At 34.8% G+C, this 21,130-nt stretch carries 13 protein-coding genes, 16 tRNA genes and 1 rRNA gene; 1 reads left to right on the top strand and 29 read right to left on the bottom strand.

Going from position 1 to position 21,130, the window contains the following annotated elements:
- Nucleotides 1–13: 13 nt before the first annotated feature.
- The 13 genes from colA to DN393_RS24760 all read right to left on the bottom strand — a co-directional run bounded on the left by colA (nucleotide 14) and on the right by DN393_RS24760 (nucleotide 18,657).
- Nucleotides 14–2,911, bottom strand: coding sequence for a collagenase ColA (colA, locus tag DN393_RS24820; protein WP_078183458.1), 2,898 nt, complete (start codon nucleotides 2,909–2,911; stop codon nucleotides 14–16).
- 304 nt (nucleotides 2,912–3,215) lie between these two features.
- On the bottom strand, nucleotides 3,216–6,041 hold the full coding sequence (locus DN393_RS24815) for a leucine-rich repeat domain-containing protein (protein ID WP_149174048.1): 2,826 nt from the start codon (nucleotides 6,039–6,041) through the stop codon (nucleotides 3,216–3,218).
- A gap of 129 nt (nucleotides 6,042–6,170) precedes the next feature.
- Nucleotides 6,171–7,346 (bottom strand): sporulation protein YhbH, encoded by a 1,176-nt coding sequence (gene yhbH, locus DN393_RS24810; protein WP_064477157.1) that lies wholly within the window; start codon nucleotides 7,344–7,346, stop codon nucleotides 6,171–6,173.
- Nucleotides 7,347–7,792: 446 nt separating this feature from the next.
- Entirely contained in the window at nucleotides 7,793–9,688 is a 1,896-nt protein-coding gene (locus DN393_RS24805) for a PrkA family serine protein kinase (protein WP_000353275.1), read from the bottom strand.
- Between the two features lie 392 nt (nucleotides 9,689–10,080).
- Nucleotides 10,081–12,150, bottom strand: a complete 2,070-nt coding sequence (locus tag DN393_RS24800) for a sensor domain-containing protein (protein WP_088047001.1) — start codon at nucleotides 12,148–12,150, stop codon at nucleotides 10,081–10,083.
- Between the two features lie 127 nt (nucleotides 12,151–12,277).
- Complete coding sequence (gene trmL, locus DN393_RS24795) at nucleotides 12,278–12,766, bottom strand: tRNA (uridine(34)/cytosine(34)/5-carboxymethylaminomethyluridine(34)-2'-O)-methyltransferase TrmL (protein ID WP_000538149.1); 489 nt, start codon at nucleotides 12,764–12,766, stop codon at nucleotides 12,278–12,280.
- Between the two features lie 58 nt (nucleotides 12,767–12,824).
- A complete protein-coding gene (locus DN393_RS24790; RefSeq protein WP_000260555.1) occupies nucleotides 12,825–13,712 on the bottom strand; it encodes an amidase domain-containing protein in 888 nt (295 codons plus the stop codon).
- Between the two features lie 44 nt (nucleotides 13,713–13,756).
- Complete coding sequence (gene queG, locus DN393_RS24785) at nucleotides 13,757–14,899, bottom strand: tRNA epoxyqueuosine(34) reductase QueG (protein ID WP_064477160.1); 1,143 nt, start codon at nucleotides 14,897–14,899, stop codon at nucleotides 13,757–13,759.
- 199 nt (nucleotides 14,900–15,098) lie between these two features.
- A tRNA-Gly gene (locus DN393_RS24780) sits at nucleotides 15,099–15,172 on the bottom strand.
- Between the two features lie 114 nt (nucleotides 15,173–15,286).
- Nucleotides 15,287–15,937 (bottom strand): DsbA family protein, encoded by a 651-nt coding sequence (locus DN393_RS24775; protein ID WP_064477161.1) that lies wholly within the window; start codon nucleotides 15,935–15,937, stop codon nucleotides 15,287–15,289.
- A 188-nt stretch (nucleotides 15,938–16,125) separates the two neighbouring features.
- A complete protein-coding gene (locus DN393_RS24770) occupies nucleotides 16,126–16,902 on the bottom strand; it encodes a transglycosylase domain-containing protein (RefSeq protein WP_000664702.1) in 777 nt (258 codons plus the stop codon).
- Between the two features lie 427 nt (nucleotides 16,903–17,329).
- Complete coding sequence (locus DN393_RS24765; protein ID WP_064477162.1) at nucleotides 17,330–17,791, bottom strand: NUDIX hydrolase; 462 nt, start codon at nucleotides 17,789–17,791, stop codon at nucleotides 17,330–17,332.
- Nucleotides 17,792–17,937: 146 nt separating this feature from the next.
- Entirely contained in the window at nucleotides 17,938–18,657 is a 720-nt protein-coding gene (locus tag DN393_RS24760; RefSeq protein WP_000532975.1) for a YebC/PmpR family DNA-binding transcriptional regulator, read from the bottom strand.
- Between the two features lie 348 nt (nucleotides 18,658–19,005).
- Here DN393_RS24760 and DN393_RS24755 point away from each other — a divergent pair, with 348 nt between their 5' ends.
- Complete coding sequence (locus tag DN393_RS24755; protein ID WP_064477163.1) at nucleotides 19,006–19,326, top strand: DUF3884 family protein; 321 nt, start codon at nucleotides 19,006–19,008, stop codon at nucleotides 19,324–19,326.
- 212 nt (nucleotides 19,327–19,538) lie between these two features.
- Here DN393_RS24755 and DN393_RS24750 read toward each other — a convergent pair.
- The 16 genes from DN393_RS24750 to rrf all read right to left on the bottom strand — a co-directional run bounded on the left by DN393_RS24750 (nucleotide 19,539) and on the right by rrf (nucleotide 21,027).
- Nucleotides 19,539–19,620: transfer RNA gene (locus tag DN393_RS24750), tRNA-Leu, on the bottom strand.
- 9 nt (nucleotides 19,621–19,629) lie between these two features.
- Nucleotides 19,630–19,700, bottom strand: a tRNA-Cys gene (locus tag DN393_RS24745).
- A gap of 14 nt (nucleotides 19,701–19,714) precedes the next feature.
- Nucleotides 19,715–19,789: transfer RNA gene (locus DN393_RS24740), tRNA-Gly, on the bottom strand.
- A gap of 5 nt (nucleotides 19,790–19,794) precedes the next feature.
- Nucleotides 19,795–19,869, bottom strand: a tRNA-Gln gene (locus DN393_RS24735).
- Nucleotides 19,870–19,932: 63 nt separating this feature from the next.
- Nucleotides 19,933–20,008: transfer RNA gene (locus tag DN393_RS24730), tRNA-His, on the bottom strand.
- A 19-nt stretch (nucleotides 20,009–20,027) separates the two neighbouring features.
- Nucleotides 20,028–20,101 (bottom strand) — tRNA-Trp (locus tag DN393_RS24725).
- A gap of 7 nt (nucleotides 20,102–20,108) precedes the next feature.
- Nucleotides 20,109–20,192 (bottom strand) — tRNA-Tyr (locus tag DN393_RS24720).
- A gap of 10 nt (nucleotides 20,193–20,202) precedes the next feature.
- Nucleotides 20,203–20,278: transfer RNA gene (locus DN393_RS24715), tRNA-Thr, on the bottom strand.
- Between the two features lie 18 nt (nucleotides 20,279–20,296).
- A tRNA-Phe gene (locus DN393_RS24710) sits at nucleotides 20,297–20,372 on the bottom strand.
- Between the two features lie 9 nt (nucleotides 20,373–20,381).
- Nucleotides 20,382–20,457: transfer RNA gene (locus DN393_RS24705), tRNA-Asp, on the bottom strand.
- A gap of 3 nt (nucleotides 20,458–20,460) precedes the next feature.
- Nucleotides 20,461–20,537 (bottom strand) — tRNA-Met (locus DN393_RS24700).
- Between the two features lie 24 nt (nucleotides 20,538–20,561).
- Nucleotides 20,562–20,637, bottom strand: a tRNA-Val gene (locus tag DN393_RS24695).
- A gap of 5 nt (nucleotides 20,638–20,642) precedes the next feature.
- Nucleotides 20,643–20,717 (bottom strand) — tRNA-Glu (locus tag DN393_RS24690).
- Between the two features lie 17 nt (nucleotides 20,718–20,734).
- Nucleotides 20,735–20,826: transfer RNA gene (locus DN393_RS24685), tRNA-Ser, on the bottom strand.
- Nucleotides 20,827–20,828: 2 nt separating this feature from the next.
- Nucleotides 20,829–20,903 (bottom strand) — tRNA-Asn (locus DN393_RS24680).
- An 8-nt stretch (nucleotides 20,904–20,911) separates the two neighbouring features.
- Nucleotides 20,912–21,027: ribosomal RNA gene (gene rrf, locus DN393_RS24675) — 5S ribosomal RNA — on the bottom strand.
- Between the last annotated feature and the right edge of the window lie 103 nt (nucleotides 21,028–21,130).

Genomic DNA, 21,130 nt, shown 5'->3' with positions numbered 1-21,130 from the left:
ATTGGAAAAGCGTTTATTTTAGTGATAATGAGTACGTTCCATCGCCATTATCATATTTATATACATACAAATAATACTTACCTGGTTTTGCATTAAATTTTGCCTCTATATGATTTCCATTAGCTTGACCGTAAGCGGCATAATTTTGCATATCTGATTCATGGTGAAGCACCCATGTCATCCCAATTCCATACTCATTTAAAACGGAAATATCGATATTTTTCGTTGATGCTACATTAAATGTATAAACATCGGTGTGATCTCCGCCGATAAGGCTACCTTTTATAGTAGTGTTTAGCCCAATACGATTCGCTTCCTCTGGACGATTATTTGGTTCTAATTCTGTTAAACTTCCATCTTTAATCGTAACAGTGGTTTCGTTTCTGCTCTCTTTACCTTTATCATCTTTTACTCTTAACGCTACTTTATAAATTCCTTCTCTTTCATATGCATGTATTGGATTAACTTCTGCACTTGTGCTGCCATCTCCAAATTCCCATAAATAAGAAACAATTTTTCCATCTTCATCATTTGAGCCATCACTTTTAAATTGAATTCCTTCTTTTACAAGCCCATTATAAGGTCCATTTATATTAACCGTTGGAGCTTTATTTTCTCCATCATCTTTTGCGATACCGTGGAAGACTACATCATATTCAAATTCATTTGAACTATTCACACGATAATTGACGAAGTATGCTGTAACAGTTTTGTAGCCACTCCATTCTTTTTGCGCCAGTTGTTCTAGTGCTTCATTTACTCGTTTACTCATTTCGTTCCAGTCTTCTGATTCACCTTTTGTTACACTACCTGTAAATGTGCCTTCTAATGTAAATGTATTAAAGAATTGGGAGCTATGTTTTGTCATTTTTGCCTCTTTCATCGGCAACGTATCACTAATTTCTTTCTCTACTGCTGTTAACGATTTTGGTGCATGTTCAGCTAAATAATCATCTGCTACTTCCGGTACATTATATTTATCTTGATTATCAATTAGCTGTTGCATATACTCTTGATACTCTTTATTTAGTTTAGAATCTTTACTTAAATTCTCACGATAGGCATCATAATTTTTCACGTCATTTGCACGAATTAAATCTTGAATTTTATCAAATGTTTCAAATTGATGTGTATATAAATAAGATTGCAATGCGAACGAGTAATTATAGAAATCCCAAGAACCATATTTAGCAAATAATGTGCGCTCTGCTGTATAACGGCTTGCAGGATCAGATGATAATCCACTAATGATGCTCTTTCTCGGTACTACATTATTTGTACGAGTAGATCCTGCGAAAAATTCTGCATTTCCTTCTTGGAACCAAGTTAATCTCTCATTTTGATACATATCTCCTCTTCCAAATAAACCTGGCACTTCAAATCTACCTTGAAGATAATGAGTAAACTCATGACGGAATAACTCTTCTAAACTATAAATACTTTGTTCTGGCGTACGCTCATATGTAAAGAATGTACCTGTTTCTTCTATATAAATGCCACCGTTGTTTGTTTCATATCCATACAGTTGTCTGTTTAACTGATATTCGTCTGGAGTATTATAGATTACTATCGTTAATACGTCGTCTGCATTACCTGGCTCTAATGCTTTGTCATTCCCAATTACACGATGATACTGTGCTTTTACTTCCTTTGCAGCCCAGTATAGTCTCTTAATTTTTTCTTCTGATACTTTATCTCCTGTTTTAAATACGATAGATCCATCGTCGAATGTATACGTTTTTGGTAAGTACTGTTCTTTTCCTTCTTTACGTATCGTCTCTAAATCTACCGTATTACCGCTATAATCTTTTCCGTTATAATTTGTTGTAATTTGTTCTACTGCAACAAAATACGGCTCACTTAAACGCGGATACATATGCATTGCTTGTGTAACAACCTCTAAACCTTTATTTGGATTACTATGAAACTTCCCTAAACGACTAGCAAAATAAATTCCATTATTAACGAGCCACTTATTTTCTGGTGTTACTTCATTTAAAAGAGCAATACGATTTATTTCACTAATAAATCCATCTATTTTCCCGTACCACATTGTATCTTTTGCCTCTTTACGAGTTTCAAATAAATAAGATTGCATATCATAATCAATACCTTGCATCATATCGTATACAGCTTGTCCTTTCATACGATCGTCTGCATAAGTATGAAGATTATCATTGTATTGTTTTAAAATATTCGATGCGTATTGAACCGTTTCCACATCACTTGAAGCATTACTAATTAATTTACCGTATGCAGATACGACTGCATCTTGCTCATATGTACCAAGCTTAAAGTTTGGATTGGTTGCAATTGCTTTTAAAGCAGGTAAACATTTATCCTGGAAGCTTCTCTCATTTAAATCGCTTAATTCATTATTGTAAAATGCGAGGTAAAAAGCTGAACGTAACACTTCCGTAAACGTTTGAATTCCTTTTGAATCATCTTTCGTAAATGTACTACCTCTATGAGCTAATTCATCTATAACTGCTTGCATTTTCCCTTTGTCTTTATAAAAGGCCTTTGCATCTTCATTGAACTGGAATAAGTCTGTAATTTGATTCCATTTAATACTTCCTATCGTTTCAACTAATTCTTGATTATTCATTTTGTTTAAATCAGCCATTGAATAGCTTTCTTTCATTTGCTTTACTTCTGAGCTCTTCATACTAGACGCTGGTCGCTGTGAAAAGTCTCCTACTTTTAAACGTTCTTGAAACGATAATGTTTCCTCTGCTTTAGAAACATGTCCAATCTCATCTACTGGTTTTTCTATTCCAACTGGTTTCGAATGCAATACATTATATGGTACCTTTTCTTCTGCTGATACATTCGTTTGAATTGCTCCTAATGATAGCGCCATTGTACTAATACTAAGCATCACTTTATTAATCTTTGATTTCTTGTTCATATCATTGCCCCCTATTTATATATTCCCTTGAAGAATTTAACATAAAATCTAGATACAACAATATAAAATGCAATATTTCATATTATTTCTTCCTACAATTTGTATATATCGTGAACAAATCAACCTTTATCTCCCGCCAATAATCTGCTTTCTTCCATTTCTAATACACTTAGAAATGCCCAGCAATATCCTTCTCTCATAAAAAAAGACATCATCATATGCATGTTTCTAATGAAACTGCCATGATAATGTCCTCTCGAAAAAGCAAAAATTAGTTATATCTAATAATAAGATTAAACGTTATTTATTTCTTAAATAATCTCTTTCTAAATACGAACATACTTAGGGTGGAAAGAACAAGTGTTATTCCAGAAAGTAAAGTCGATGTGCTAGCTTCACCGCCTGTTGATGGTAAAGATTTCTTGCCTTCCTCTGACTTATTAGTATGTTGTTTATTTAATGTGTCTGCTTTTCTTCCCTCTTTTTCAACAACTTGATTATTCTCTTTTGGCTCTTGATCCAATCCTGTTGCTGATTCTTTTACTTCTTCAACTTCTTTCGTTGGCTCTTTTACTTCTTCTTTTGTTTCTTCAACTTCTTTTACCGGCTCTTTCACTTCTTCTTTTGTTTCTTCAACTTCTTCTTTTGTTTCTTCAACTTCTTTTACCGGTTCTTTCACTTCTTCTTTTGTTTCTTCAACTTCTTTTGTTGGTTCTTTTACTTCTTCTTTCGCTTCTTCAACTTCTTTCGTTGGTTCTTTTACTTCTTCTTTCGCTTCTTCAACTTCTTTCGTTGGTTCTTTTACTTCTTCTTTCGGTATTAATTTTTCTACTATATTCTGCATGACAATGCCACTATATAATATGCCAGTCTCATAATGATCTGCATCTAAATCAAATTCATATATTTTTTCTCCTAAAGTATTCCAAATGATTCCCTCATCAGTAAGCGTTCCACCTTCACTCTTTAGTGTAATCTTTTCAATTGGCTCTCCTTCTAAATTATATACAGGAATTGTCACTTCTTTATTTATTTCTGCAGCATCCAAAATGACCTTTTGCCTTCTAACATCAATTGTTCCCCACTGACCTAATTGTATTAACGGCCTTACATCACGAATCTCATTTTCAGCTAATTTTAAACTAAGTAAGTCTAACATTGAGCCAAGAACCGTTACATCTTTAATACGATTATCTGTAAGATTTAACCATTGTAAATTTTTCAATGAAGATAACGGTGTTACATCTTCAATTTGATTATGAGATACATTTACATCGTTCAATTGTTTCAAGTTTGAGATGAACTCAATATTTTTCAGGCCTACTCCTTCTAAAGTGAGGTTTTCTAAGTTCGTCATGTACTCTAAACCGGTTATATCTTTTATCTCTTTTCCTTTTTCTTTTTCTTTAAGTATCTCTAATTTTTTAATCTGTAATAAATCTTCTTTTGTGATAGGAGTGTTTAAATTCTCTCTACCTAAATTCTCTTTATTAATATGTTGTTGTAAAGTTTTATCAAGAATCAAACTTTCACTTTCTTTTTGTTTTTCAACTATATTCTGTACGACCATCCCATTAAACCTTATTTTACTTTCAGCAGGATTCGTATCTAGTTTAAATTCATATATTTTTTCTCCAGGACTATTCCATTTTATAAATCCGTTACTCAGCGTAGCCCCTTCATTTTTCAATTTAATATTTTGAAGTGGCTCTCCTTTAAAATTGTATACTGGAATTTTTATTTCTTCATCTACGCTTGCTTCATCTAAAAAGATTTTTTGTCTTTGAATATCTATTGAAGTTCGCTTACCCAATTCCTCAACAGACTTTATGTCAGAAATTTCATTCGCTCCAAGATTTACCTCATGTAAATTTGTTAAATTACTCAGTGGCGATATATCAGAGATATAATTCTCTTCTAAATTCAATACTTGTATTTTTACTAATTTAGATAATGATGATATATCTTTTATTTCACTATCAGCAATTTCTAGTTCAATAAGATTACTCATTTTACTAATAGGCTCAACATCACTAATTTTATTATTTCCTATCCATAGTAGTTTCACATTCTTTAACTTCTCAATACCCGAAAGATTACTAATTTGATTATTTGCTAAGTATACTTCTTCTAACGATAACACTGTAAATAATGGTGTAAGATCCTTTATATTATTACCAATTAAATCTAATATTTTAATCTTTTTCATTTGACTTAACGGTGTAAGATCTGCAATTTTGTTATCTCTTAAAAAGAGCATGTCAAGATTCTCTAGCTTAGAAACGGGTTGAATACTTTCAATTGGATTAGAGGATAAATCTAAATATTTCAAATGTCTCAATCCCGAGATAACAGATATGTCTGTTACATTTGACTCTCTTAATGTCAACTTCTCTAAGTTTGTCATATATTCTAAACCAGCTATTTCATTTATCCCCTCACCTGAGTATATGGATAATATTTTAATTTGTAATAAATCTTCCTTCGTTATAGGTTCATTTATATTTTTTCTCTCTAAATTATATTTATTAATATGCTGTTGTAATTTCTTATCAACTATTACATTTGCATTTTCATCTTGTTGATCCACTTTATCCTCTTTATTTTCTTTTTGCTTTTCTGGAACGTTATTTTCTAAATTTAAAGCATTTACTTCAAACTGCACTTGATATTTATTATCATAGGCCATTGTCGGAATATAAATATGCATTTGCATATTATATCTTTTTCCTAATTCTCCTACTTCAAACTGAATCACTTTCGTTCCATTTTTCTTTTTATCTTCTGATATTACTTTTACATCATGAAACACACCAGGAGTATGAATATCTTCTGTTTTCAAGTATTTGAAGAAATCACTATCACTTAACGTTGCCGTTACAATTTTCTTTCCATTCTCAATCGTTAATTTAGGATTCTTTATATAAACAGTTGCCATAGACTCCTCATTCGTTTTATCTTTATATGCTTTCATAACAGCATCATATGTACCATCTTCTAAAGCATATCCCTTTTTATTAGCCTCAATTGCTACCGCTGCTAAAGCAGGTGTTGAATACGCAGCAAACGGTAGCGCTAAAGCTGCCGCCACTAACATCGCATTTATATGTTTTCTTTTATTTTTTTTCAACTTTACATCTCCTCCGAAATATATAAATCTAAATGTAATCATATCTCGAATAAATGATAATGATTTTCATTATCATTGTCAACTAAAAAAATAAAAAGTTAACAAAAAAATAACCCCTTTTTAAGGGGGTTATGCCATTTTTTCTCCGGATTCTTCTTTAAAAAAGCTCTTCATCGCATGGAATACGTCTGCTTTTTGCTTTAAAATATAATATCTAAAATTCTCATCTTTAATATTTTTATAGGCTGACATGAGGGTACTATGGCGGTTGTACTGGTTCACTTCCCCATATCCAAACATATTACACTTCTTCATTAACTCTTCAACAAGTTTTACACATCTAGCATTATCTGATGTTAAATTATCACCGTCTGAAAAATGGAATGGATAAATATTATAGCGGTCTGGTGAGTATTTATTATCAATTAGCTCGAGTGCTTTTTTGTATACAGAAGAACAGATCGTTCCGCCACTTTCTCCTTTTGAGAAAAACTCTTCCTCTGTAACGACTTTCGCCTCCGTATGATGAGCAATAAACTCAATATCTACCGTTTCATACTTCGTTCGTAGAAATCTTGTCATCCAGAAAAAGAAGCTACGTGCCATATATTTCTCCCATATTCCCATCGATCCACTCGTATCCATCATCGCTAATACAACAGCTTTTGAATCTGGCTTTAATACTTCATTCCAAGTACGGAACTTTAAATCTTCTTGGTGAATCGGATGAAAAGAGGCTTTACCACGCATCGCATTTCGTTTATATGCGGATATCATCGTTCGTTTCTTATCGATATTTCCCCATAATCCAGTCTTTCTAATGTCATTAAATTCAACATGTTCAATCCGGTTTTCATCTATTTCTTTTCTCTTTAAATTAGGCAGCTCTAATTCTTTGAAAAACGCTTGCTCTAATTCTAGAATAGAGACTTCAGCTTCATAATAATCTTCTCCAGCCGTATCCCCTGCTCCTTGCCCTTTTCCTGGTCCTTTTTGCTTTTGACCACCTGATCCATCTCTCGCAACGACATCACCAACTTTGCTGTCACCATTTCCTTGCCCAACGTGTTTGTTTTTATCATAATTGTACCTAATCTTATATTCATCTAAAGAACGAATCGGTATTTTTACAACATCCTTACCATTAGACATAACTATGCTTTCTTCTGTTACAAGATCGGGTAAATTATTCTTAATTGCCTCTTGTACTTTTTCTTGATGGCGTTGTTGGTCGTCATATCCTTTGCGATGGAGGGACCAGTTTTCCTGTGAAATCGTATAATTTGGTTGGTTTTCTTCACCCATTTCTTTCCCTCCTTACTGTAATTGTCTTCCCCTATGAACAGTAAGCTAGAAATTTTGTTTTATACTGTGCAAGCTAGAATGAAAGATAACTGCCCATCGAAATTCATCCCATAAACATATATAACGTTTTTCATATAATACTCCGAGCATCCTAAACAAAATTTTGCCACTCACATACTAGAAAGAAATATTCAGCCGTTGATAAGAAAGAAACACAATGCATAGTTGCACACATTTACACTTTGCAACATATTGTATTGTGTTGGCTTTTTTCGTATGAATGGTTGGTTACTCTATCATATGCATATTGTAAAAATAATTGACAATAAATTCATGAAATTGCATCTTAATTTATTACATTTGGACAAGGTATGACACTTTACACATATAAATGGATAATAAAACGCTGTCCCGCAAAATACAAGAGACAGCGTTTTGTTATCAAACTATCGGTTTAGCAGACTACCTACATAGCGTAATAATTCATTCGCAGATGAGGAATTATAGCCGTGCTCATCAATTAAGCGTGCAACAACATCATTGATTTTCTTAAGCTGATTTTCGTCTGGCGTTTTCGTTGATGTTGTAATTTTCACTATATCTTTTAAATCAGCAAATAGTTTTTTCTGAATCGCTTCACGAAGACGCTCATGTGAATTATAATCAAAGCGTTTTCCTTTACGCGCATAAGCAGAAATGCGAATTAAAATTTCTTCACGGAATGCTTTCTTAGCATTTTCTGAAATTCCAATTTGCTCTTCAATTGAGCGCATTAGCTTTTCATCTGGACTCATTTCTTCACCTGTTAATGGATCACGTAATTTCGATTTATTGCAATATGCTTCAACGTTATCTAAGTAATTATCCATAAGTGTCTTCGCTGATTCTTCATATGAATACACGAATGCTTTTTGTACTTCTTTCTTCGCAATTTCATCATATTCTTTTCTCGCTAATGAGATGAAATTCATATAACGCTCTCGATCTTCATTACTAATTGACGGATGCTGATCCAACCCGTCTTTGAGCGATCTAAGTACATCTAATGCGTTAATAGATGGTACCTCTTTTCGAATAATTGTAGAGGAAATTCGATTAATAACATAACGAGGATCAATACCTCTCATACCTTCATCTTGATATTCACGTTGCAGCTCCTCTACATCAATCGCATTATAACCTTCTACCGTTTCTCCATCATATAAACGCATCTTTTTAATTAAATCAATATCCGGACGCTTCGGATCTTTTAAACGCGTTAAAATCGTAAACATTGCTGCAACGCGAAGTGTGTGCGGTGCAATATGCACATTGGATACATCACTTTCACGAATCATTTTTTCATAAATATGTTCTTCTTCACTCACTCGTAAATTGTATGGAACTGGCATTACAATAATTCTTGAGTGCAATGCTTCATTTTTCTTGTTTGCTATGAAGGAACGATACTCCGTTTCATTCGTATGCGCTACAATTAATTCATCTGCTGAAATAAGCGCAAATCTTCCCGCTTTGAAATTCCCTTCTTGCGTAAGCGATAATAAATGCCATAAAAACTTCTCGTCGCATTTTAGCATCTCTTGGAATTCCATCATCCCACGGTTTGCCTTATTCAATTCTCCATCGAAGCGATACGCTCGTGGATCTGATTCTGAACCATATTCTGCGATTGTTGAAAAGTCCAGACTACCTGTTAAATCGGCGATATCTTGTGATTTAGGATCAGACGGGCTAAATGTACCAATCCCTGTACGGCGATCTTCCGAGAAGAAAATACGCTCTACAACTACATCCTCAATTCTTGAACCATATTCTTGCTCTAGACGCATTACGTTTAGTGGCGATAAATTCCCTTCAATTCTAACTCCATACTCACCAAAGAAATCATCCCGTAAATGATGCGGAATTAAATGAAGTGGATCTTCATGCATTGGGCAGCCTTTAATTGCAAAAATTGCTCCTCGATCTGTTCGTGAATATGTTTCTAATCCTCGTTTCAACATCGTAACTAATGTTGATTTCCCTCCACTAACAGGACCCATTAATAATAAAATACGTTTTCTAACATCTAATCGTTTTGCAGATGGATGAAAATATTCCTCCACAAGACGTTCTAAAGCATCCTCTAATCCAAATAGCTGATTACTAAAGAAGTTATACTTTCTTCTACCATCTACTTCTTCGATTCCAGCATCTTTTATCATATTGTAAATGCGAGAGTGTGCTGTTTGAGCCACCCATGGTCTTTCCTTCACAAGCTCCAAATACTCCGCAAACGTACCTTCCCATTGTAACCGTTCTTCTGCTGCTCGATGCTGTTCAATCTTTTTTAGAATATCCATTATAGCTCCTCCCCCATCTCCTTGTTCAATCGGATTATTATAAAAGGTATGCTAGGATGTCCTTAAACATTCTTTAAATCAAAATGAAATATACAGTATTGCTATAAAATTCTCTCCAAAATTCAAAGAAAATTCTGTATAATATAGGTATTAAAGTTTTTACACCTCTATTCATTTTAAATAAATTCTTTTCTTCCAAGAACCTTACATACATTTTGATTCATATTTAAGATTCGTAAACTGAAAAATAGGAGGGATATTAGTATGAAATTATTATTAATTTTAGGTGTATCACTCACATTTCTTACAGCTATTTTCACATCTGGTTACAATGATAAACCCGGTACACATAAAAAGTGATGTGCTTCTTAGCACATCACTTTTTTTATCAATCATTTATAATACACATTTTCCACATCATATTTTGATAAAGGTCGGCTATAATAATAACCTTGCACAAACTTCACATTCTTTTCCTTCAAAAATTGTATTTGTTCCGCTTTTTCTACACCTTCTGCAATTACATTCAATTCCAAAGTATGAGCCAAATGAATAATTGCAGCTGTAATATTCGTATCACGTTCATCCACATGTATACCTTCCATAAAAGAACGATCGATTTTCAACGTATCAATTGGATACGTTTTTAAATAACTTAAAGATGAATATCCCGTCCCAAAATCATCTAAATGAATCTTTAAATTTTGTTCTTTTAATTGTAGCAATACTCTTTTTGATATGTCTTTATGCATAAGGGCCCCTTCTGTAACCTCTATCGCTAATAGATGAGCTGGTACATTGTACTTATGTAAAGCCCGTGTAATCATCTCTATTAATGTAATCGAGCGAAAGTGCCTGGCTGAAATATTAACTGCAATCGGGACAACTTCATATCCTTTATTTAACCATTCACTTATTTGCCGACACACTTCATTTACTACCCATTCATCAAGCTTAATAATAAATCCTGTTCTTTCTGCTAGCGGAATAAATTGATTGGGAGAGACAAATCCCAATTCTTTATTCTCCCACCTTATTAAAGCTTCCATACTCGCTATTTTTTTCGTTTCAATATTCATTTGTGGCTGATAATACAAGCAGAATTCATTTTTTTCTATAGCCCGATGCAATTGGTTTTCTATTATAAATCTTTGTTCACGCTCACAATCTAATCCACTGCAATAAAACTGATAATGCCCTTTTCCTTTTTCTTTTGCTTTTTCCAAAGCAGCATCAACTCTTTGGAATAATATTTTTTCATCCTCTCCATCTGTTGGAGCCATTACAATTCCGATTGACGCACTTAAATAGACGTCCTCTTCTTCGATTACAAAATGTTCACTAATCTTTTTTAGTATTCTTTTTGCAACTATCTCTACACGTTCTTTCGTTATATTTTCTATTAACATAACAAATTGATCATCGTGTTCTCTAAATAAGTGCATACCGTCTATTTGAAAACTGCTTAAACATTCTGTAACTTTTTGTAATACTTTATCTCCTTCTTTATGACCAAAAGTATCATTAATAAGGTGAAATTCATCTAAATCTATAAAAACAAGCGCAAACTCTGTATTATCATTAAAAAAAACATTTAACTTATTTGCACATGAAATTCTATTCATTAATCCCGTTAATTGGTCATAATAAGCTAAATATTCTGTTCGCATTTCATTCAATACTTGTCTTGTAACATCCCTCGTAACAATATATACCCCAACAATTTCGGCGTTCACAATAATCGGAATAGTTCTCAAAGAAATATAGAGCTCGTACCCTTCTTTATGAACATATTTCTTTGAAACAATTTGTTTTGCCCTTCCTTGCAGGGCTCCTTTAAATATAATTTGAAAATCTTTTTCATATTCTTTATTAATAAATTCAAAAATAAATTTATTATGTAATTCTTCATATCGATATCCAAATATTTCATACGTTGCTGGATTTGCATATGTAATTCTACCTATAGAATCCATAGATATAATGGAGTCATTATTATATTCTAATAACGACTTAAACAACATTTGTTTTTCCTCTATCTCTGCCTTTTCCTCAATCTGAGCTGTGATATCCCTCGTAATACAAATAATAAACTGACATACTCCTTCTTCGTCGAATACAGGATTAAGTGAAGATTCATAATGTAACTCACCCTTTGGTAAACTAACTACATCACAAAAGGTATGTGCTTTCGCTTCGCTCGCTACTTTTGCATATTGCACTTGTAATATTTCCGCCGTATCTTCTGATAATACTTCAGCAAACGTTTTTCCATAACATTCTTCGCTTAGCTTCGCATAATTCATACCTATCTTATTTACATAAATATATTTAAAGGTTTCCTCATCCATAACTTTCACAATAAATACTAAATCTTGAATAGCATGTAATAGTCCTCTTCTTATTAAATCCATATCTATCATACTTAAAAAGGTATTTTGATTATTATATTGTTCCTTCATATTTATCTCAACCCGTCTAATCTATTTTTATTCATATATCCCATTCTATATGAATATGTACCCTTTTTTAAATGTATGATTACATATTATTTTTATTTTTAGAAAAAAAGTCGCCATATGGCGACTTTTAATAAACAATTTCTAAATCTAATCCCGGATAATTTTGTTGACGGAATGCTTCATAAATTAAAATAGCTGCTGTATTAGATAAATTTAATGAGCGCACTTTATCAGTCATTGGAATACGTAAACAATGATCGAAATTTTCTTCGATTACATTAGCTGGTAAGCCGTTTGTTTCTCTTCCAAATACAAAATAGTAATCCTTCTCACGTTTGCTATAATCAAACGCTGTATGAGCTTTCTCGCCATACTTTGTTAAATAGAAGAATTCACCGTCTTTATTTTTCTCATAAAATTCTTCAATTGAATCATAATACGTAACTTTCACGTGCTGCCAATAATCTAATCCTGCACGCTTTAACATTTTATCATCCGTTGAAAATCCAAGCGGTCTAATCAAATGTAATTCTGTTCCAGTTGCTGCACAAGTACGAGCAATATTCCCTGTATTTGCTGGAATTTCTGGTTGATATAAAACAACATGTACTCCCACGCGATATTCACCTCTGTTTTTTGTCTACTACGTATTATACCACTTGAGCGAAAAATCTCTACCCATTAATAATGTGAAAGAATTTATATTTCATTTGTGGTGTATATTTACTAGAATCTTCATAGTTCCAATAACGCCGACGGCTATTTGCTGAATGTGCATTCACAAGTGGCATACCATCTGCGTCTTTGGCTACTACAATCGTCGTATGATTCCACCTACCATCATCCTCGAAATCATAAGCAATGACATCACCAAGAATAAGGTCCTCTGGTCTTTCTACTGCTTCTGCTCGAAGCCCAGTTGTAGCACCTGACAAATACCAATAAAAAGAGTGTGCGACAGCCCAGCTCCAACTCCACTGATTCTCCCTTTGCCACCATCCTTTACGAATATTAGGATATCCATTCATTGGTACTTCTCCAGTATGAAGACATTGAGAAATAAAATTCGTACAATTATCAGGGAAATTACGATATACAGGATTTCGATCATCCCACCAACGCTCTGCATATTTAACTGCCTCTAAACGGTTGTACTGATAGGAACCGTACTTCTCTTTTGTAACTTCCCTTTCTAACGTCTCACTCATTCCAACTGCTTCTGGCACTTCAATAGCATAATCACCTATTACCCGGCTATTATTTAAACAAACTCTTCGTTTTAGTTGTTCCTCTTCGATATAAAATAATTCTTTATGCTTAATTAAATATTTAAAATGTATTTGATAATCAATTTCTTGATGATTGCTATTATTTAATTGTCTCATGAAAGAAACATCCGCAGTTGCTTTCACTATCTCTGCATTACGCTTTTGAAACAATTGTTTCTTTCTCTGTGCTATTTGTAATAAATCTTCAGCAATACCATCTACATTTGTTCGTTTCTCTGTTACATATGCTAAAAATTGTTGTACTTGCTTTTCAATATTTATTTTTACAACCATTTCGTCTCCCTCCCATATTACAATATGAAAAAGGGAGATATTATCTACTCTTTTTTCTGAGCTAACAATTCAAGGCCGCGATTCATTTCATGAAGAACCTCTTCATCTTTCTCACGTTGCATCGCTTTTTCAATAGCTTCGCCCACGCCATCTCCACCAATTTTCCCAAGTGCCCATGCTGCTGTTCCGCGAAGTACCGGTCTTGGATCGTCTTTCATAACACCAATTAAATCAGGAATTGCTGATGCCTCTTTAAAATGCGCAAGTGCCAAAATTGCATTTCGTTGCAACGGCTTTTTACCTCTCCATGAACCAGACATAATTCCATATTTCTCTTTAAAATCACGATTACTAATTGTTAAAAGTGGTGTTAATAAGGGCTTAACTAACTCAGGATCTGGTTCCATCTCAGGGTGGTTATGAAAATCCATTCCTTTATTTTTCGGACAAACAGTCTGACACGTATCACATCCATAAATACGATTACCTATTTTTTCGCGATATTCTTCCGGTAGGAACCCTTTCGTCTGTGTTAAAAATGCAATACATTTCTTCGAGTCTAACTGTCCTCCTTGTATTAAAGCACCTGTAGGACAAATATCAATACATTTTGTACAACTTCCACATTGATCTTCTATTGGCTGGTCTGGTGGGAACGGAACGTTTGTAATGATTTCTCCTAAATATACATACGAACCGAATTCAGGTGTAATAATAGCGCAATTCTTACCGCTCCATCCAATGCCGGCACGCTCCGAAACAGCTCGATCACTTAATTCACCCGTATCAACCATTGACTTAACTTCTATCTCGGGAAGTTTTTCGATTAAGTATGCTTCTAATTTTTGCAAACGATCTCGTAAAACAAGATGATAATCTTGTCCCCAAGAGGCACGACAAAAAATCCCCCGGCGTTCTCCACGCTTACTTAATGGTGCATTTTTTAATTTTGAAGGATACGCTAATGCAATCGCAATAATTGATTTTGCACCAGGTAGTAGAAGCTGTGGGTTCGTTCTTTTTTCTATATCAGACTCTTCAAATCCCGATTGATAATTTAATTGTTGTTGCTGGATTAACCTCTGCTTTAATTCCTCAAATGGTGAAGCACTAGCAAAGCCTATTTTATCTATACCAATTGTTTTACTATACGCAATGACATCTTGCTTTAATTGTTCAAAATCCATTCTTAATCGCCTCCTCAGATGAATCCATCTCTTATGTAACGACTATATTGGTTAGCAATTCACTTTTGGAATACTATTCTTTACTTTTATTTTCGCATACAATTATGCTTTTCAAACATTAAAAAACGCAATGCCTCGTTTATCTTAGAAACGAAACACTGCGTTGATAACAATTTATAGAAAAACATTTAATAAAATTTGGAGCGGGTGAAGAGAATCGAACTCTCGACCAGAGCTTGGAAGGCTCTTGTTTTACCACTAAACTACACCCGCAAATATGAAATAAATATAAGATATTAGAATAACTTATGTAAGGTAGTATAGCATGTAAAAAAAACGGAAGCAAGAATTTTATCGAAAAAAGTCGAAAAAGTGATGAGTAGCTCATCACTTTTTCAATTCTTTATCAATCGCCTTCTTCATACTATCGAAATCAGGGTTTGCAAGATTTCCGTTTATGTATACTGAAGGAGCACCTTGAACTTTTAATTTTTGAGCACGATCTGAATCTTTACGTACTTTTTCTTTTATTTCTTTACTGTGTAAATCTTTCTTAAATTGTTCTACATCAACTTTCGGAAGCTTCTCTTTCACAATGTTAAGAAGTAATTCTTCTGTAATCCATTCTTCCGTATCTTTCTTTTGACTTTGATAAATCTCATCATAGAAAGTCCAGAATGAATCTTGATCTTGTTTATAAATTGCCTCACCAGCTGCTGCGCCTAAATCAGAGTCTTTTCCGATGAACGGGAAGTTAATAAAATATAACTGCACTTTACCTTTATCAATATACTCTTCTTTTAATCGTGGTAATACTGTTACATCCCAAGTACGACACGCAGGACATTTGAAGTCTCCAAATTCAACTACCTTAACTGGTGCATCATCTTTCCCTAAAGATTGTTGTGTGGAATAAGCAAACATCTCATTCCCTTTATCTTTTTTGTCATTTATGATGCTATACGCAATTGTTCCGATTACAATCAATACTGCGATAGAAAAAACTACACCAAGAGCCATGAGTTTATTTGATTTCATATACATTCCTCTTTAAATTCATATTCTGTATACAGCATTGTACACACTACACATAATATCAACACTTATATACGTCACGCAATGAACACGCTCACATAAATTACAAAAATACAATAATTGTGACGATATTGTGTCACAATTTGTCACAATTTATTCAAAAAAAAGAAGCTCCTATGTAGGAACTTCACTTAGCTTACTGCTTTTTCACGTGCATTATTTAACATCGACTGCTCTGTTTTTATATCATGACGAATTACTAATTTCTCACTAACTGCTTGCACATACTCATCATGATTGATATAGCCTTCCTTCTCCATCAATCTCAAAACGACATTTCGTCTCTCTACGGCCTTATCATAATTTTGTGCAGGTGAGTAATAAGCAGGTGCTTTTACTACAGCAGCCATCATTGCACTTTCAGCCAGCGTTAATTGGTCCACCTTTTTACCGAAGTAAAGGTTTGCCGCTTTTTCAATTCCCCATGCTCCTTCTCCGTAATAAATATTACTTACATACAATTTTAAAATTTCATCCTTCGTAAATGTACGTTCAATTTTTTTCGTATAGAAAATCTCTTTCCACTTACGAGAAAATGTACGTTCATTCGTTAAAAAAGCATTTTTGGATAACTGCTGTGTAATTGTGCTTCCGCCTTGCACAACACCACCAGCCTTTATATTCTCAACAGACGCTCTGACAATCGCTATATAATCTAAACCGTTATGATGATAAAACCTTTTATCTTCTGTCGCAATAAATGCATGTGTTAATGATTCGGGCACCTCTAACTTAGCCGGTACATGTAATTTACTAATATCACTTTGCTCGATCATTACATTTCCAACGAATAATAATGTACAACTTAACAATAATAATAAAATAATGGCTTTATAAAAGAATTTAGTCATTGGATTTAATGCAACTTTTTGATGATAGTTCACCCTAGATAATACTCGTTCTTTCATCTTGAACACCTCTTTTCCACACAGCATATAACTCTTACTTTAAGAATACCTTGTTGTAAAAAAACATCCCATCGATTTCTCTTACACATACCTTACATCATTGTAAGGTATAAAAAAGTATTGTATCACAGTCTTTTTTTATCTACTATTCATCTGAAATATTGAATATAGATTATGCTAAACCAATAGCAGAGTATACCTTAAGCCTATACTCCCCTATTAAAACACCCTATTTTCATTATATCATCTACAAATATATATATTTGTAAGTATCTAGTAATCTAAATGTATACAATATATCATACATTATACAGAACAAACGTTCTAAAAATCAACACTAGCACTATTATTATTTTGACCTTTTTCTTAAACAGTATACAAAAAAGAGTAGTGATTTGATTGTATCTCAAACCGGCTACTCTTTTCTTTACAATCTACCTATTAAATTATACGGCTGCACTTCCCACGTTTCGTACGGAATACAATGTGTTGCTCTCATCGCATCAAGCGTTCTGGATTTCATATGAGGACGCGTTATATACTCATCTATGTTCTCTTCATTTAAAGCAACAAATTTAGCCTCTTGTATTTCTTCAGGTTGAATTTTTATTTCACCGCTCACATATGCCACTTTAAAAACAACAGCCAAAATATGCATAGAGGCATTATAATAAACCCCTGTAATTCCAATAGGCTTCACCGTTAAACCCGTTTCCTCAAACATTTCCCTACAAACTGCTTGATCGAGCGCTTCTCCTTCTTCCACCTGTCCTCCTGGCAACTCCCACGTATCCGATCGCCAATGTACTTTAGCTAATAACACTTCATCTTTTTCATTTGTTAAATAACCTGCTACAGCAACAATATGCTTTGGTGTTTTATGTTCCATATTAAACCTCCTAGAAATAATGATTATTTCATATATCCCTATAAGCATATTCCCTGTCTACAACAAAATACCTTTACTAATTCATCAACTTAATTAACTTCATAAAAAAAGCCCCTATCCGTTAAACGGGCAGGGCTTCTATCGTATTATTCTCCTAAGTCTACGTTGTGGTAAACTTGTTGCACATCTTCTAAATCTTCTAATGCATCAACCATTTTTTCAAATTGTACTTGAGCATCTTCAGGAAGTTCTACATCACTTTGTGCAAGCATTGTTAATTCTGCAACTGTGAATTCTTCAACACCAGCATCTTTAAGTGCAGATTGTACGGAATGGAATTGATCAGGTTCAGCATACACGATAACAGAATCTTCTTCTTCTAGAATGTCACGTGCATCAACATCTGCTTCCATTAAAATTTCAAGAACTTCATCTGATGTTTTACCTTCAAGACCGATAACAGCTGTCGCATCAAACATGTAAGCTACAGAACCGTTTACACCCATGTTACCACTGTTTTTGCTGAATGCAGCTCGTACATCTGCTGCAGTACGGTTTACGTTATTTGTAAGTGTATCTACAATTACCATAGATCCGTTTGGTCCGAATCCTTCATAACGAAGCTCGTCATAATTTTCTTCTGAACCGCCTTTTGCCTTTTCAACTGCACGATCAATAATTGTTCTTGGTACGTTGTATGTTTTCGCACGTTCTAATACAACTCTAAGCGCTTGGTTTGATTCTGGATCTGGCTCGCCTTGTTTTGCTGCCACATAAATCTCACGTCCAAATTTCGCGTATATACGGCTTGTATTTGCATCTTTTGATGCTTTTTTTTCTTTAATATTATTCCATTTACGACCCATACTTTCCACTCTCTTTCCCGTTTTAAATCTACATAAAAATATTAATATAAAATATAACGTGTATTCAACACATTTTTAAAAGAAATATAAAAAGTTCATTTTTGATTCATATTACAGACATAATATAAATTACTATCATTTTGTTCTATCCGCAAGTTATATTATACATGAATTCCTACGTTTATTACGAATTTTAGAATCAGGTAACATAATTTAACAAAAAAGACTCTAACATTTCTGTTAGAGTCTTTTTACATCACCGATTCCCATAATATTTCCTTAATTACTTTCTATTGCTGTATAATTAAAATAGGAAAAAATTTGAAGAAAACATAGGGGAGAGTAATTATGACACATTCAAATGAGAAAAAAGCACATGGTCTTAAAGGGATAGGAGAAAAGCTAAACCCAACTATCTATCAAGTGAGATTCATGAAATTAGATGAACCAATTCAATTTGAATCATTTCCTGAATTAAAGGAATTAGGAGATTGGTTGAGTACTTCAACGCACATGTGGGCGTGCCACTCAACTATGTACAAGTACAACAAAGAAGAGTTTAAAAAGAGGTTTTTAGAAATTACAAACTTAACCGTTGATAATGTACTAATATCTACTGGTGCTGTCGGATTTAACTTCATGTCACCCGGGTGGAGAAATTCTCTCTAGAGTGCTCGAAGGGAATATTGTATATACAATATTTTGCTGGAATTTTATAGAATATCACAATTAAAAGGATAAAAATGAATGTTTGTTTTTATCCTTTTAATGTTTCGCAGTCTACTCACCGTACACTTTTTGTACTTATTTTGTCATATAATGAAAAGAAAATACAAAAAAACTCTATACTAATTGTATAGAGTTTTTTTCGCCGTTCATGATACCGATGGTCGGGGTCGAACCGACACTCCCGAAGGAACACGATTTTGAGTCGTGCGCGTCTGCCAATTCCGCCACATCGGCACAAAAGAAAGGCGGCAACCGGATTTGAACCGGTGGTAAAGGTTTTGCAGACCTCTGCCTTACCACTTGGCTATGCCGCCATGTTAAATTTTATTGGAGCGGAAGACGGGATTCGAACCCGCGACCCCAACCTTGGCAAGGTTGTATTCTACCACTGAACTACTTCCGCAAAAATGGCTGGGCTAGCTGGATTCGAACCAGCGCATGACGGAGTCAAAGTCCGTTGCCTTACCGCTTGGCTATAGCCCATCGAATTCTTACTTAATTATATGTAAGTATCAATTAAATTATTTGTAATTTTAAAAATAAAAATGGGGCGACTGATGGGAATCGAACCCACGAATGCCGGAGCCACAATCCGGTGCGTTAACCACTTCGCCACAACCGCCATGTTGTGTAAATATATTTGGCAGGGGCAGTAGGAATCGAACCCACACTGGAGGTTTTGGAGACCTCAGTTCTACCTTTAAACTATGCCCCTATGTAAATGGTGGAGGGGGGCAGATTCGAACTGCCGAACCCGAAGGAGCGGATTTACAGTCCGCCGCGTTTAGCCACTTCGCTACCCCTCCGAAACTTACATGGTGCCGGCTAGAGGACTTGAACCCCCAACCTACTGATTACAAGTCAGTTGCTCTACCAATTGAGCTAAGCCGGCGTATATTATTAAGATAAATGGTGGCTCGGGACGGAATCGAACCGCCGACACGAGGATTTTCAGTCCTCTGCTCTACCGACTGAGCTACCGAGCCTTATTAAAATGGCGGTCCCGACCGGGGTCGAACCGGCGATCTCCTGCGTGACAGGCAGGCATGTTAACCACTACACCACGGGACCATTTGGTTGCGGGGACAGGATTTGAACCTGCGACCTTCGGGTTATGAGCCCGACGAGCTACCGTGCTGCTCCACCCCGCGATAATACTATTCATATAATTTATATGGTGGAGGATGACGGGATCGAACCGCCGACCCCCTGCTTGTAAGGCAGGTGCTCTCCCAGCTGAGCTAATCCTCCAAAAGTGGTGACCCGTACGGGATTCGAACCCGTGTTACCGCCGTGAAAGGGCGGTGTCTTAACCACTTGACCAACGGGCCAAATATTATAAATCCTATGGCGGAGAGCAAGGGATTCGAACCCTTGATACGCTTGTGACGTATACACGATTTCCAATCGTGCTCCTTCGGCCAACTCGGACAGCTCTCCAATGGCTCCGCAGGTAGGAATCGAACCTACGACCGATCGGTTAACAGCCAAAAGCACTACCGCTGAGCTACTGCGGTTTAATATTGCTTGGCGACGTCCTACTCTCACAGGGACAAGGTCCCAACTACCATCGGCGCTAGAGAGCTTAACTTCCGTGTTCGGTATGGGAACGGGTGTGACCTCTCTGCCATCATCACCAAACTATGAAGGCATATTCCTTCAAAACTAGATAACATTTGCTTCATATTAATATGGTTATTATGTCCTCGATCTATTAGTATTCGTCAGCTCCACATGTCACCAT

Origin of the sequence: Bacillus sp. BPN334, assembly GCF_008368885.1 — a bacterium.
In the GTDB taxonomy this organism is placed as follows: Bacteria; Bacillota; Bacilli; order Bacillales; family Bacillaceae_G; genus Bacillus_A; species Bacillus_A wiedmannii.
This window is presented reverse-complemented; position numbering and strand designations above follow the sequence as displayed.